This window comes from Pseudalkalibacillus sp. A8, assembly GCF_045920555.1.
Lineage (GTDB): Bacteria > Bacillota > Bacilli > Bacillales > Fictibacillaceae > Pseudalkalibacillus.
This window is the reverse complement of record NZ_CP174509.1, coordinates 5,190,829-5,206,285: the sequence shown is the minus strand read 5'-3', so window position 1 is coordinate 5,206,285 and position 15,457 is coordinate 5,190,829. Positions and strand designations below refer to the sequence as shown.

At 37.0% G+C, this 15,457-nt stretch carries 11 protein-coding genes; 10 read left to right on the top strand and 1 reads right to left on the bottom strand.

The genetic code is table 11. The features are described 5' to 3' along the window. Positions 1-292: 292 nt before the first annotated feature. From ACJROX_RS26145 to ebgA, 10 genes are all read left to right on the top strand, one after another. Positions 293-2,005, top strand: a complete 1,713-nt coding sequence (locus tag ACJROX_RS26145; protein ID WP_408008126.1) for a sensor histidine kinase — start codon at positions 293-295, stop codon at positions 2,003-2,005. After that, the gene (locus ACJROX_RS26140; protein WP_408008125.1) at positions 1,992-3,212 is read left to right on the top strand and encodes a response regulator; all 1,221 of its coding nucleotides are present in this window, start codon (positions 1,992-1,994) and stop codon (positions 3,210-3,212) included. The genes ACJROX_RS26145 and ACJROX_RS26140 overlap by 14 nt, the downstream gene beginning before the upstream one ends. Positions 3,213-3,298: 86 nt before the next feature. Beyond that, on the top strand, positions 3,299-4,588 hold the full coding sequence (locus ACJROX_RS26135) for an ABC transporter substrate-binding protein (RefSeq protein WP_408008124.1): 1,290 nt from the start codon (positions 3,299-3,301) through the stop codon (positions 4,586-4,588). Between the two features lie 60 nt (positions 4,589-4,648). Further along, a complete protein-coding gene (locus ACJROX_RS26130; RefSeq protein ID WP_408011789.1) occupies positions 4,649-5,545 on the top strand; it encodes a carbohydrate ABC transporter permease in 897 nt (298 codons plus the stop codon). A 31-nt stretch (positions 5,546-5,576) separates the two neighbouring features. Continuing rightward, a complete protein-coding gene (locus ACJROX_RS26125; protein WP_408008123.1) occupies positions 5,577-6,398 on the top strand; it encodes a carbohydrate ABC transporter permease in 822 nt (273 codons plus the stop codon). 46 nt (positions 6,399-6,444) lie between these two features. Further along, the gene (locus ACJROX_RS26120) at positions 6,445-8,169 is read left to right on the top strand and encodes an amylo-alpha-1,6-glucosidase (protein WP_408008122.1); all 1,725 of its coding nucleotides are present in this window, start codon (positions 6,445-6,447) and stop codon (positions 8,167-8,169) included. Positions 8,170-8,183: 14 nt separating this feature from the next. Then, positions 8,184-8,969, top strand: coding sequence for an SDR family NAD(P)-dependent oxidoreductase (locus tag ACJROX_RS26115; protein ID WP_408008121.1), 786 nt, complete (start codon positions 8,184-8,186; stop codon positions 8,967-8,969). A gap of 115 nt (positions 8,970-9,084) precedes the next feature. Continuing rightward, positions 9,085-10,473 carry an aminomethyl-transferring glycine dehydrogenase subunit GcvPA gene (gene gcvPA, locus ACJROX_RS26110; RefSeq protein ID WP_408011787.1) on the top strand — a complete coding sequence of 463 codons (1,389 nt, stop codon included), beginning with the start codon at positions 9,085-9,087 and terminating at the stop codon, positions 10,471-10,473. Positions 10,474-10,497: 24 nt separating this feature from the next. After that, positions 10,498-12,069, top strand: a complete 1,572-nt coding sequence (gene gcvPB, locus ACJROX_RS26105; protein ID WP_408008120.1) for an aminomethyl-transferring glycine dehydrogenase subunit GcvPB — start codon at positions 10,498-10,500, stop codon at positions 12,067-12,069. A 153-nt stretch (positions 12,070-12,222) separates the two neighbouring features. Then, positions 12,223-15,360, top strand: a complete 3,138-nt coding sequence (ebgA, locus tag ACJROX_RS26100; protein WP_408008119.1) for a beta-galactosidase subunit alpha — start codon at positions 12,223-12,225, stop codon at positions 15,358-15,360. Here ebgA and ACJROX_RS26095 read toward each other — a convergent pair. Beyond that, complete coding sequence (locus ACJROX_RS26095) at positions 15,328-15,441, bottom strand: hypothetical protein (protein ID WP_408011786.1); 114 nt, start codon at positions 15,439-15,441, stop codon at positions 15,328-15,330. The two genes, ebgA and ACJROX_RS26095, sit on opposite strands and share 33 nt — an antisense overlap. Between the last annotated feature and the right edge of the window lie 16 nt (positions 15,442-15,457).

Here is a 15,457-nt window from a genome sequence, read left to right as displayed (position 1 = left end):
TTGTCATATACATATATCACAAGAACCATTTATCTCACTCTTAACAGGTAGTAAGACCAACCTCAAGATTTTGTAATAAAGCGAAGAAGATAGGTGGGGGACAACTGCCCGTAAAGGTCCGGAAATAAAGAACGTAGACTAAAAGCGCCACGTTCTGTGGCAACGTCTGCGTAACCTACATTCTTGTAGTTCACAAGAGTCTTTAGGTTATTCCGGTAGGGACTAACATTCAATAGGGGATGAATAACCCCCACTGAATGAAGTTTCACTTTTTTATTACAAGGGGGTAGTCATGAAAAAAAGAAAGATCATTATGTATTTACATAGTATTCAGACAAAAATACAACTTAAACTACTTCTCCTTTTTATTTTCGTAGCCCTTATCCCTATCGTTCTTTTAGGCTTGATTTCATATGACCAATCATCGAAACTAGTAAACACCCAATTTGGTGATTATGGAGAATTTGCGGTTTCTCAATTGCAACATGAGGTAGAAACGACGATCGATCATATGCATCTCATTGCAAGTAATATACAAAATTATTTATCAGACCCTACGTTAATTGTTTTAAAAAAAGAGCAACCGACTTCCTATTCTGATTTTATTGCCCAAAAGAACTTTGAACGATTTTTAGAAGCTCACAAAACAACGCAAACGAAAGGGATATTTTTAATTACAAAAAATCGCTACTACTATGGAAACACATTTTTAAATAGTCAACAATTAAATAGAGAATGGTTTTGGAAAGAACATACAGAAAAAATGGACAAAGAATCTTGGACGGGAATATATATTCCGAACCATTACTATAGAGATGATGAGAGTAAAGTCATTGGTCTTCTTATGCCATCTAATATATCGTATGGTGTGTTGGATGAAAGTTGGATATTGGTAGAAACTGATGCTACGGAATTATTTCAATTTATCCATCAATTAGAGACCGATTTACACTCACATATAACGATAATGGATAAACAAAAGAATGTTCTTTATTCATCAAATCCTAATGATCAATCGAAATCTAATGATATCATTTGGAAAAGGTCGATCGAATCGAATGGTTGGAATGTGGAAGTACGGATTCCTGAAAAGGAATTTTACAAATCTTCAGAAGTGATCCTTTTTATCACATTAATTGGAATCGTCGTATCATTTGGGTTAGCTTTGTTGCTCGCATTTCTCCTTTCTAGGAAATTTACTTCAAACATTCTACAACTAGATAAAGCGATCAAAAAGGTAAGTGCCGGTGATTTCAATACACAAATTGCGGTCACCTCTCATGATGAAGTAGGGAGTTTAGCCTCAAATTTTAATAAAATGGTCATCAAAATTCGTCAGCTCATTCAAGAGATTTACAAAAAGGAACAAATGAAAAAAGATGCTGAGTTAAAGGCTATACATTATCAAATTAATCCCCATCTTTTGCTTAATACCTTAAATTCTGTTCAATGGAAAGCAAAGCTTCAAGGAGCTGGTGAAGTGGCAGAGATGATCTATCATTTAGTGCAAGTACTTGAAGACAATTTGAACTTCTCCAATGAATTAGTCCCGCTAAAAGATGAATTGACCGTCATTGATCACTACTTGTACGTTCAAAGAATTCGTTTTGGAAATCATTTTACTTATGAAAAAGAGATTGAAGCAGGAATAGAAGAGTACTTAATGCCGAGGATGTCTTTACAGCCTCTTTTTGAAAACGTTTTCTTTCATGCGTTTGAAGACGGAATAGGTGACATTAAGTTGAAAGTTTTTGAGCATGGTAAACATGTTTGTCTTCAACTGGTTGATAATGGACGTGGCATTCCACTTGAGAAATTGCGTACTCTTTGTCAAGCGCCACCTTCATCCAATAAGAAAGGCGGTATCGGCTTATATAACATTGATCAAAAATTTAAGCTTCATTTTGGTCAAGAATATGGTCTTTCATTCAAGTCTGTGGTTTCGAAAGGAACAGAAATTCACATTCGTTGGCCGAAGAAAGGAGTAAGTGATGAAACCAATTAAAGTGTTAATTGCTGATGATGAATTGATTGTACGGAAAGGATTAATAAGTGCGGTAGATTGGGAGAAACACAATATGATTGTGGTAGCAGATGTACCGAATGGCGAAAAGGGATGGAGTGAATATTTACGATACTCTCCAGATATTATCATTACAGACATTGTTATGCCTGTTATCAATGGAATTACCTTTGCTAAAAAAGTAAAAAGTCATAAACCAACAACGAAAATTTTGTTGTTAAGTTGTCATCGTGATTTTGAATATGCCCAAGAAGGAATTCGTTTAGGGGCTTCTGGCTATATATTAAAAACAGCTTTTGATGAACAAGAGCTAGAAGATTACTTGAAGGGATTTCGAGAAGAAATTTTAAAGGAGAGATTAAGTGGGCTGAAATTATCTCATAACGCATCATCCTTCACGAAATGCTTTTTTCAGTGGTTATGTGGTTTTAATAGTCAATTTGAAAAGGAATTGCAAAAACGTTTTGATGCGGAATGGAGTTGGATGAATGAGCCGTTTTTCGCCTTTTTTATTCAAAGTAACTCTAATCTTTCCGTTCTTCTGCAAGATAAAGTTAAAGCCAACGAATCGAAAACAACTTATGAAATGATTTCATGTGGAGAGGGGCAATATTTCTTATTTGTAAGTGGAATTAAGGAAAGTATTATAGATAAGCTACTAGTGGATATAAAGAGTAAGGATGAATCCTTTAAGTGGATGAAATCAGATGTTATTTTTGGTAAGGAAAAGTGGGTGGAAACCGTAAAAGGAATGAAACATTTCGCGGATTTTGAACGAAAGCATCAAATATCGACTGAAGATTGGCCTAAAACGATAATACTAGCAGTACAATTAATTTTAAGTCAATTGGATAAACCATTTCTCGTTTCTGAAGTTGCAGAAAAAGTAGGAGTAAGCAGAAGTCATTTTAGCACATTATTTAAAAAAGTAGTTGGCGAAAGCTTTCAAGCGTTTATCGATCGTAAAAAATTCGAGCTAGCCACACAAATTTTAGTTGAGACGACATTACCTATACAAGAAGTGTCAGAACATATCGGGATCATGGACAGTAAATATTTTAGCAAATGGTTTAAAAAGCTATCGGGGTTATCCCCATCCCAATTTCGCGCAAAACATTTATCTACCTCAAACCAAACAGATTTCCACTTAAATGATTTATCAAACGATTTGCCACTAAAAACCGAATAACTGTAAGTGTTAAACCGCCTTCATTAACGTTAAAATGAAAGCGGTTTAATATTTTTGGAAAATTAAAAAAACAAGGGGGATATGTAATGAAGAGATTGGCTCAATTGTTTATTGTACTTACTTTATTAAGTGCACTTGTATTAGCTGGATGCAGCGCTAGTTCAACAAGTGGAAGCAGTTCATCCTCATCTGGCGGCGATAAAGCGGCCGGTAGTAATGGAGAAAAGGTTCTTCGTTTTGCAACATGGGATTCTGGTGAATCATTAAAGATTCAACAAAATATTGCTAAAAGGTTCGAAGAAAAAAATCCAGGAGTGAAAGTTCAAGTAGAAGCGTATGGTGATGGTTTTGATCAGAAGCTCGCCGCTTCTTTTGGGGCAAAAAATCCACCTGATGTCATGTATATGTGGAATTTTCCAGCTTATTATGAATCGCTAGAGCCGTTAGATGAATATGTGAAGAAAGATGGAGACATCAATATGGACGACTTCTACCAAGGCTTATTTAATTACTCAAATATTGAAGGAAAGTTGTACGGTATGCCAGCAGGATTTACAACAAGGGTGATTTACTACAATAAGAAGTTGTTTGATGAGGCGAATATTCCTTATCCAGAAGATGGATGGACATGGAACGATTTTAAACAAATTGCACAAAAATTAACAAATCCATCAAAAAAACAATACGGATTTGGTATTCGACCTGAACCAGACACGTATGATTTGCAAGGTTTCGTATGGAGCAATGGAGGCAGTTTCATCAGTGATGATGGAACAAAAATTTATGGCTATATGAATAGCAATGAAACGGTACAAGTCATTCAGCATTTCAGAGACATGTTAGATGAGAAAGTGGCTGTTTTAGTTGGCGGGAAAAATCAGCAAAGCGGGGACGATATATTTAAAGCAGGCAAAATCGCGATGTGGGAAAGCGGAATTTGGCCATTAGAGGGCTTTAAAGAAGCAAAAATTGATGTAGGGACAGTTGAAATTCCATCTTTTTCAGGTAAACCGGTAAAAGGTTTAGTCGCATCGTCTGCAATTTCCATTGCAAAAGATTCTAAAAACAAAGAGCTTGCATGGGAATTTGTTAAATATTATTCCTCTCCTGAAGCAATTAAAATGAGAACAAGTGATTTACCCGTTCGTATTAGTGTCGTAAACGAAATGAAAATTGTTGAAGATCCACTCATTAAACCATTTTATACAATGCTGGAACGTTCAACAAATACACCAGCCTTTCTTTTAAATTCAAATTGGGACGAGATAAATAGAAATTTATCCTCAGCTATTAATGCCATCATGCTCGGAGAAGATGCAGAAGAGCTTTTAAACAAGGTAGCTAAAGACTCCGAAAAATATGTGAAGGAGAGATAGGGGGGATACAGATTGAAACAAGTAACGACGGCAGCGAGTCAAACAAAATCAATCATTACAATGAAACAAAAGGTGAAATGGGGAGATTTCATCCCCTTTCTTTTTATTTCACCTTGGATCATTGGTTTTATCGCCTTTACATTCGGGCCGCTTGTATTCTCTCTTATAATCAGTTTTTTTGATTGGCCGATAGTCGGTGACGTGAAATTTGTTGGACTCGACAACTATATCATGATGTTTACTAATGATCCGTTATTTTGGAAATCCTTATGGGTCACAGTAAGATTTGCTGCATTATTTGTCCCGTTAAATATGATTATCGCTTTATTATTAGCAATGCTGCTCAATCAGAAAGTTCGTGGCTACTCATTCTTTCGAACATTTTTTTATCTCCCAAGTGTAATTTCAGGTGTAGCCTTAGCGATAATTTGGGCGTGGGTATATAACGGAGAATATGGCATATTAAACTATTTCTTATCCATTTTTGGGATTAATGGTCCTGATTGGTTAAATGATCCGAACTGGGCATTAGTTGCGATGGTGATTGCAAGCTTATGGGGGCAAGGAACATTAATGCTCATCTTTTTAGCGGGGCTGAAGAATATTCCTCAAAACTTGTATGAGGCTGCTTCCATCGACGGAGCGGGGAAAGTCTATCAATTCTTTAAAATTACACTTCCCTTATTAACACCAACGATTCTATTTAATTTAACCATAACGATTATTTCGGCCTTTCAACAGTTAACTTTGGCACTCGTTTTAACAGGAGGAGGACCCGTTCAATCAACCTACTTTTACGCAATGTATGTATACGAAAATGCATTTAAATACTTTAAGATGGGCTATTCTTCTGCTAACGCCTGGTTTATGTTCTTAATTGTTTTAGGGTTAACATTACTCGTTTTTAAATCATCCTCTGCATGGGTTTATTACGAAAATGAAGTGAAAAAGAAATAAAAATACAAAGGTAAGGAGGGATGAATATAAAATGAGAAAAATTTCTAATAAGTCTATCATCTATATGTTGTTAATTTTCTTTTCTATTCTCTTTTTAATGCCGTTCTTTTGGATGATTACGACAGCGTTAAAATCACCTGAAGAGTTATATTTGTTCCCGCCAAAGTGGATTCCATCTGAGTTTCATTTTAGTAATTTTCAAGAAGCATGGACGAGCCAGCCATTTAATACGTTTTTGAAAAATTCATTGTTGGTTACCATATTTTCTACTATTGGCCAGCTTATTTCATCTTCTTTAGTTGCATATGGATTTGCTCGTTTTTCTTTTAAAGGACGTGATCTGCTATTTATCATCGTTTTGTCGACGATGATGATTCCATGGGAAGTAACCATGGTTCCATTATATATGGAGTTTAACTTCTTAGGCTGGATTAATACGTTAAAGCCATTAATTATCCCTTCCTGGTTCGGAGCACCGTTTTTTATTTTTCTCATGAGACAGTTTATTATGTCCATTCCAAAAGAGTTAGATGAAGCAGCTCGTATGGATGGGGCAAACGCTTTTCAAATTTATTATAAAATTTGTCTACCGTTAATGAAACCAGTATTAATTCTTGTAGCTGTTTTTAACATTTTGAACTGCTGGAATGATTACTTAGGACCACTCGTGTTCTTAAATGATCAAAGTAAATATACGTTAACGCTCGGACTAGCTCAGTTTAAGGGGATGTATGGAGTGGATATGGAAGGTATTATGGCCGTAACGTTTTTAATTAGCCTATTACCGTTGTTAATCTTCTTCTTTGCCCAGCGATATATCGTAGAAGACGTAAGTAACACTGGGATTAAGTAATGAATATGCCGAGTCCCTTTACTAACTGTTGGAGGTATCCATCAAGATGCAGTTTGATTTAAAAAAAGTGCCATTCAGTCGATTTGGATCATTTTTGGTCTTTTCTCATTTAACGGTTCCGAAATATGGAGAGGGTCTTTATATTCGAAACATACGAGGTGGAGATGATGATTTAGGTCCAGTATTTAAAATCGAAGTGCTTTCACTCGAAAGCGCCGTGCTTCCTTATGACGTAGAGGCGAAACCTTCTTTGTTAACGTTAAAAACAAAAGGCGGAGACGTAAACATATGCTTTTCTTCACCTGAGACGATTCGAATACGAGCAAGATCACTAGGTGTTCGATTAACTACGATCACAGGCTCATATGATTATTGTATTCCTAATTCAGTACAATCCGTAGAAATCAATAGCTTTGCCCAACAAATTCGGTTCAATCTCACGGTGTTAAGTGGAAGACTGGCTGTTGATGCACCGTTTAAAGAGCTCCAGTGCAAACATATTACCATAGACATGCTGCCACAGAACGATATGGAAGAACTAAATGTAACCCTAACAGAGTACCACACGGTCTTCGTTGACGAAATTACACACAATAGATTTGATGAGACCGTTCAAGAAGTTGAGGCTGAGTTTCAAACATGGCTTGATCATTCACTTCCTGTTCCAGATTGGTTATCTGACGGCCGTCAATTAGCCGCATATATTACGTGGTCATGTGTCGTCAAAAAAGAAGGATATCTCCTCCGACAGGCGATGTATATGTCGAAAAACTGGATGACGAATATATGGAGCTGGGATCATTGCTTTAATGCGATGGCCCTTGCCGAACATCAGCCGGATTTAGCCTGGGATCAATTCATGATTTTCTTTGATAGACAAGATGAGTCAGGTGTTTTACCAGACTTTATAAATAATCAATTTGCCTTATGGAATTGCTGCAAGCCGCCTATACATGGTTGGACGTTAAAGTGGATGATGGATAACACATCTTTTATAGAGAAGAAGCATCTAAAGGAAGTTTACGAACCGTTATGTAAATGGACAGAATGGTGGTTTTCGTATCGGGATGATGACCATGACGGGATTGTTCAATACAACCACGGAAATGACAGCGGCTGGGACAACAGCACTATTTTTCATAACGGCACACCAATTGAAAGTCCAGATTTAAGTGCATTTCTCATCCTCCAAATGGATGTTCTAGCAGACATCGCTCTAAAGCTTGGCTACAAAAACCAATCTATCCACTGGAAGAAGAAATCAGAACAAACATTACAAAACCTTATCGCACATTGTTGGAGGGATGATTATTTTATTGCCCCTCGTTCTGGTACCCATCATTATACTCCATCTAATAGTCTTGTCCTTTATATTCCTCTCATTTTAGGAAACAAATTAGAGGATGACATACTCAGAAAATTAGTGGATGGTTTAAAAGAAGAAAAAGGCTTTTTAACAAAGTACGGTTTAGCATCGGAAAGAATCAAAAGTCCCTATTACAGAGAGGATGGATATTGGCGCGGTCCCATTTGGGCACCAACAACATTTATTTTCATTGAGGCATTACATTCCATTGGGGAAGTTGAATTTGCAAGTGATTTAGCAAAACGCTTTTGTTTAATGGCGAATAAACACGGCATGGCGGAAAATTTTAATGCTAATACGGGTGAAGGGTTGCGTGACCCAGCTTTTACGTGGACTTCAAGTGTATTTTTGTTATTGGCAAGTCATTATTTAACAAATGAATGCCAAAGATCAGAAAAAGGATAGGAGGAGGATTCCTTATGTATGAACGTCAACAAGATTATTTTCAACTTAAAGATAAAGTCTCAGTTATAACAGGAGCCGCTTCAGGGATTGGGCTAGCAACAGCTGAACTTTTAGCAGAAGTCGGATCAAAAGTCGTCTTGCTTGATATTGATGAAGAAAAAGGCAGCATAGCTACTCAAAATTTCCAAGAAAAAGGCTATCATGCACAATTTTTACGATGTAATGTCACATCTAGAAAAGAATGTCAACAAGCAGCCGGCCACGTTGAAAAGACTTATGGAAGAGTAGATGTTTTATTTAATAACGCAGGAGTCATTCGCAGAAAGTCAGTGGTTGATTTAGATGAAAAAGACTGGGACTTAACCATTGATGTATCGCTAAAAGGAATTTATCTTCTTTCCAAATATATAATCCCGATTATGGTAAAAACGGGAGGTGGAAGCATTATTAATACAGGATCAGGATGGGGAGTAAAAGGTGGGGATCAAGCAGCCGCTTACTGTGCTGCAAAGGCTGGTGTAATCAACTTATCAAATGCAATGGCGATTGACCACGGTTCACATAATATTCGCGTCAATTGTATATGTCCAGGTGATACGGATACCCCGCTTTTACGGGAGGAATCAAGGCAGCTGCAGCTAGATGAAAACACATTTTTAAGAGATTCATCAAAAGACCGTCCTTTAGCTAGGCTCGGAACACCTCATGACATTGCAAAAGCCGTATTGTTTCTTGCGAGCGATTTATCTTCTTGGGTGACAGGAACAAAACTCGTTGTCGATGGAGGAGGCTTAGCATAGCAACTCAATGTATCTGAAAGGCTCCTATATAAAAATAATCTTAAGAATGTATTAGTGTCAGTGGGAATAACCCCCTACTGGCTAACAGTTATTAACTTACAAGGAGGAATTCATGATGAGCAGAAAGGTACACCCATACATTCCTAATATGGTACCCACTATACAAGAAGAGATGTTGAAAGAAATTGGAGTAGATTCGGTTATGGAACTGTATTCATGCATCCCGAAAAACCTTCATTTTAAAGGTGAAATGAATATTCCAGAAGCACTTACAGAGTATGAACTACGACGACATATTGAACAGTTGTTAAATAAAAATATTAGCGCTAGTGAGTACTTAAACTTCTTGGGTGCTGGCTGTTGGCAACATTTTATCCCAGCTGTTTGTGATGAAATTTATCAACGATCCGAATTTTTGACTGCTTATGCTGGTGAGCCATATGAAGATCATGGAAGATATCAGGCGTTATTTGAGTATCAAAGTTTAATAGCAGAGCTTGTTGATATGGATGTTGTAAACGTTCCAACTTTTGATTGGGGTCAGGCTGCTGCTACAGCCATTCGTATGGCATCTCGGATAACAAAAAAAGCGAAGGTCCTTATGCCAAGGACGGTTTCGCCAGAACGGTATAAAATTATTACCAATTATGGTTCTCCACACTTAGAATTTGACTTTATTGATTATGACAAAGAAACTGGATTGTTATTAATAGATGATTTAGAACAAAAATTGACTGAAGAAACAGCTGCTGTCTATTTTGAAAACCCTTCATACTTAGGATTTATTGAATCCCAAGGGGAAGAAATTTCTAATCTAGCCAAAGAACATGCGGCTTTAGTTGTAGTCGGTGTAGACCCTATTTCACTTGGGATACTTGCACCTCCTTGCCATTACGGTGCTGATATCGTCTGTGGTGATCTCCAACCCCTCGGCTTACACATGAACTATAGTGGAGGGCAGGCAGGATTTATTGCCACTCATGATGATGAAACATTTATTAAGGAGTATCCTTCTCGTTTGTTTGGAATCGTCCCAACCGTAAAGGAAGGGGAATATGGTTTTGGAGATGTCGCCTATGAACGGACATCATTTGCTTTACGAGAAAAAGGAAAAGAATCTGTTGGAACCCAAACTGCACTTTGTGGTATCACAGCTGGTGTTTACTTATCTTTACTCGGCCCTAATGGAATGTATGAGCTTGGCCAAACAATTATGCAAAATTCTCAATATACCATCAAGCAACTAACGAAAATTCCAGGTGTAAAAGGGACGAAGTTTAATTCACCACTGTTTAAAGAATTTATCGTAGATTTTACTGATACAGGTGTAACAGTCGAAGAAATAAATAAACGATTACTTAAACAGCAAATTTTTGGCGGGAAAGATCTTTCAAAGGAGTTTCCTGAACTAGGTCAATCTGCTTTATTCTGTGTCACGGAAGTTCATTCAAAAGACGATATTGATCGATTAGTTGAATCAATAAAAAATGCATTAATAAATTAATTCAAAGGGGAGGAAAGAGCAATCATGAAAAAAATTGTGGCAAATGAAAAAACACGTGATTTTCAACAAGCAAAATGGAATGAACCTATTATTTTTGAATTACATCAACAAGGAGAAAAAGGAGTAGAGGTCCCCCCTGTTCATCCATCGATCGAATCAGAGGTTGGGGATGCCCTTTCATCTATTCCTTCTCATGTGGTGAGAAAAAAGAAACCAAACCTTCCTGAAATCGGCCAAGCACGTGTTCTTCGTCATTATTTGCGATTATCTCAAGAAACGCTTGGTTCAGATTTTAATGTAGAGATTGGCCAAGGAACGTGTACGATGAAATACATTCCAAAAATCAATGAAATGTTAATCCGTTCTCCTAAAATCATGGCGTTACATCCTTTACAAGATGAGAATACAGTACAAGGAATCCTAGAAATTATGCATAATCTTGATTTATGCATGAGAGAAATTTCCGGAATGGACCATTTTTCATTTCAACCTAGTGGCGGTACACAAGCACTGTTTGCTATGGCATCCATCGTTCGGAAATACCATGAATCAAGAGGTGAAGGAGAACAGCGTGATGAAATTATTACAACCATCTTCTCACATCCATCACAAGCAGCTACTGCTGTGGTAAAGGGTTATAAAATCATAACACTTCATCCAGACGAAGACGGATTCCCAGATATCGAGAAATTAAAAGAAGTCGTGTCCGAACGAACAGCTGGTTTTGTTGTTGCTAATCCAGAAGACACAGGCATTTTTAATCCGAAAATTAAAGAATTTACAAAAATTGTTCATGAAGCAGGCGGGATTTGCTATTACGATCAGGCAAATGCAAATGGGCTATTAGGGATCACTCGCGCAAGAGATGCTGGATTTGATATGTGCTTTTTTAACCTCCATAAAACATTTGCCGCACCGCATATGTGTGGAGGACCAGCAACTGGTGCTTTAGGTGTAACGGGAGAGCTGAAGGAGTTTTTACCTGTCCCAATTGTTGAATTAAAGGATGATGCCTATGCTCTTAACTATGATTTAAAACATACAATCGGAAAAGTCCGTTCTTTTCACGGAGTCGCACAAACAATGTTAAGAGCATACGCCTGGATTCGTGCATTAGGGGCTAAAGGACTAAAAGAAGTAGCAAAAATTGCTGTCCTCAACAACAACTATATGTATCATAAAGTATTGAAAATCAAAGGTGCATCTGCTCCTTATGTCGACGGGAACCGCTTGGAGCAAGTACGCTATAGCTGGGGGCAAATGACGAAAGAAACGGGTGTAACAACAGAGGACGTCCAAAGAAGGATGACAGATTTTGGTCATCACTATTGGACGAGTCATCATCCATATATCGTCAAGCAGCCTTTTACACTAGAGCCAACAGAATCGTATTCAAAAGCTGACCTCGATGAGTATGTTGCTGCACTGGAGCAAATTTCTCACGAAGCTTACAACAATCCTGAAATTGTGAAAACAGCTCCGCACAGAAGTACTATTCATAAAATAGATGAACAAGACTATCTTGACAATCCTAATAAATGGTGCATTACGTGGAGGGCGTATAAAAAGAAGGCGAAGGAACCAAAGTTCGTATAACGAACTTTCAAAAGGGTTGGCTTTATCTTATAGGATCAGTCTTACTGATTGTTGTTTCCATGAACGAACGTACATTAAATGTTTCTACAAAATTAGGAAGCTTTTTTTAAGAGAAATGCATTAATAACGATAATAAATGAGGTGAAAATAACGATGTCGGTAAAAAACTTTACAATAACTGATATTGAAAATATAGATATCGTACACCGAAATCGAATTGAGCCAAGAACTCACTTTATCTCTTTTTCAAATGAAACGGAAGCGTTAACGATTAATCGTGAGCAATCCTCTTTCTTTCAATTATTAAATGGGAAATGGAAGTTTTTTTACGTGGAACATCCCGTTCACATTCCAGAAGGCTTTTACAGTCGGACGTTTGAACATGAAGAATGGGATGACATACAAGTACCTGGTGTTTGGCAACTACAAGGGTACAGCAAACCGCATTATACCGATTTATATTATCCATTTCCTGTACAGCCTCCTTATGTACCTACACAAAATCCAAGTGGTTGTTACCGTCGTAGTTTTACAATCCCTAATGATTGGGATAATCGAAGAATTTATCTATGTTTTGATGGTGTAGATAGTGCTTTTCACGTTTGGGTTAATGGAGAAGAAATTGGTTACAGTGAAGGAAGTCGCCTCAAAGCTGAATTTGATATTACGTCATTTGTTCAAGCAGGTGAGAATGTGCTGGCACTACAAGTTTATCAATGGAGCAAAGGGTCTTACTTGGAAGATCAAGATATGTGGTGGTTAAGCGGTGTTTTTCGAGACGTATATTTAACTTCCCAGCCGGATCTTTATGTTTTCGATTTTTCAGTGAGAACAGATATGGATGAAACTTATAGGGATGCACGGTTAAATATGGATGTAAATATTCGAAATGGATCCGAAAATGTTTCAAAGTTCTCCTTTGAATATAAACTTTTAGATCCAAATGGTGTTCCCGAGGCAAGCGGTATGACTGATTATCATATAATAGATAAATTTGCACAGGTCTCTGTTCAACTAAATCACCATATTCTATTACCAAAAAAATGGTCTGCGGAAGATCCGGTACTATATACGCTTTTATTGTATCTAAAAAATGATTTTGGGGAGATTTTGGAAGTTATTCCATATCGTATTGGATTTCGAAAGGTAGAAATCCTTGATGGAAATATAAAAATTAATGGTGTAACCGTCATGTTTAAAGGGGTTAATCGCCATGACCATGACCCCGATACAGGGAGAACCGTTACAATTGAAGCGATTAAAAAAGATTTAATGATAATGAAACAACATAATATTAACGCCATTCGAACAGCCCATTATCCAAATGAACCGAGGTTTTACGATTTATGTGATGAATTAGGGTTTTATGTTATTGATGAAACAGATTTAGAAACACATGGTTTCGAATTGCTTGGGAATAGTGATCAGCTTAGTGATGATCCAGCTTGGCAGCCATTTTATGTTGATCGCCTAGAACGAATGGTACAACGAGACAAAAATCATCCAAGTATTATCATGTGGTCACTCGGAAATGAATCGGGCTTTGGTTGTAATTTTGATTCCATGTATAAGCGATGCAAAGAGCTAGATGACACAAGGATTGTCCACTACGAAGGTGATAAGGAAACGAAAGCAACTGATATTTTTAGCACAATGTATTCCTCAGTTGAAAAAGTTATTCAAATTGCTGAAGAAGACAATCAAGAGAAACCACACATTTTATGTGAATATGCACATGCAATGGGGAACGGCCCCGGCAGTTTAAAAGAATATTGGGATACATTTTATAAATATAAAAGGTTACAAGGTGGTTTTGTATGGGAGTGGGTGGATCATGGACTTCTTCAATACAATGAAACTGGTGAAGAATATTTTGCTTATGGCGGAGATTTTGGAGATATCCCACATAACGGGAACTTTTGCATAGATGGGCTCGTTCAACCAGATCGTACGCCTTCACCTGCACTCTACCACTTAAAAAAAGTCATTGAGCCTATAAAAGTAATAGACATTAACCTAAAAACAGGACAATTCATCATAGAAAATCGATATGATTTTATATCATTAGATCATGTCATCATGAAATGGACGATTACAGCAGACGATGAAGTAATGACTTATGGGGAAGATCATTTGCTCCTCATCTTACCACACCAGAAAAAAGAAGTAACTTTACCATACTCTTTGACAAATGTTTCTCCTGATACTGACTATTACTTGAACCTATCTTTTATTCTCAAAGAAGACACATTATGGGCAAAGAAAGGTCATGAAGTTGCATGGGAACAATTTAAAATACCAGTAGAAGCAAAAAAAATTGAACCATTGACCCAAATTAAACATGCTACATTACAAGTGAGGGATTATAAGACGAAATTACTCATCATCGGAACAAAGTTTCTTATAGAATTTGATAAACAGACCGGTACAATTTCAAAGTGGTTATATCATCATCACCCTGTCATGGTAAAGGGACCACAAATGAATTTTTGGCGTGCTCCAATTGATAATGATATGTATGTTGTGGAAGAAATGAAAAAAGATTATTTGCATATGCTTCAACATGATACGAAAGATGTTCACCATGAGTATTTGAATGAATCAACTGTTAAAGTTAAAAGTAACTGTCGAATCGCTCCCCCTGTACAAAATTGGGGTGTAACAGGTACTTATGAATATACGATTTATGGAAATGGAGCTGTTCGTTTAAAAGTAAACGGAAAGCCGTATGGTAAAGTCCCATCACATTGGCCGAAAGTAGGGCTGGAAATGAAGCTGCCTTCTACATTAAAAAATGTTCAATGGTATGGGAGAGGTCCTTGGGAAAGTTATTGTGATAGCAAAGATGCTTGTAAATTTGGTGTATACAATATGAAGGTGAAAGATTTATTCTTTCCTTATATTTACCCTCAAGAAAATGGAAATCGGACAGATGTCCAATGGGTTTCATTGTATGGAGAAGGCGAAAAGGGTTTGCTCACAGTGGGAAAAAAACCATTGAATTTTAGTGCACATTATTATACAAAAGAAGATTTAGAAACAGCTAAACATTTATATCACTTACAAGAAAGGGAATTTATCACATTAAATATCGATCATCTTCATAGAGGTCTCGGTAGTGCAAGCTGTGGTCCTGGTCCAATGCCTAGTTATGAACTGAAACCTGAGTATTTCGACTACGAAGTGATTTTCGCCCCTTATAAAGGTGCGAATGAAGATGTCGTTGCAAAAAGTAAGATTATGAAATCTTATTTTAACTTAAATGTTAAAGAAGAAATTCGAAGTTCTTAGTTTCTGATTCCGATCCTTTGTTATGCAACATTGAATAGCTGTGTAGAGTGTTTGACGAAGACAAGACGATCCTCTTTTAATCCGGTTGATAGTGGCT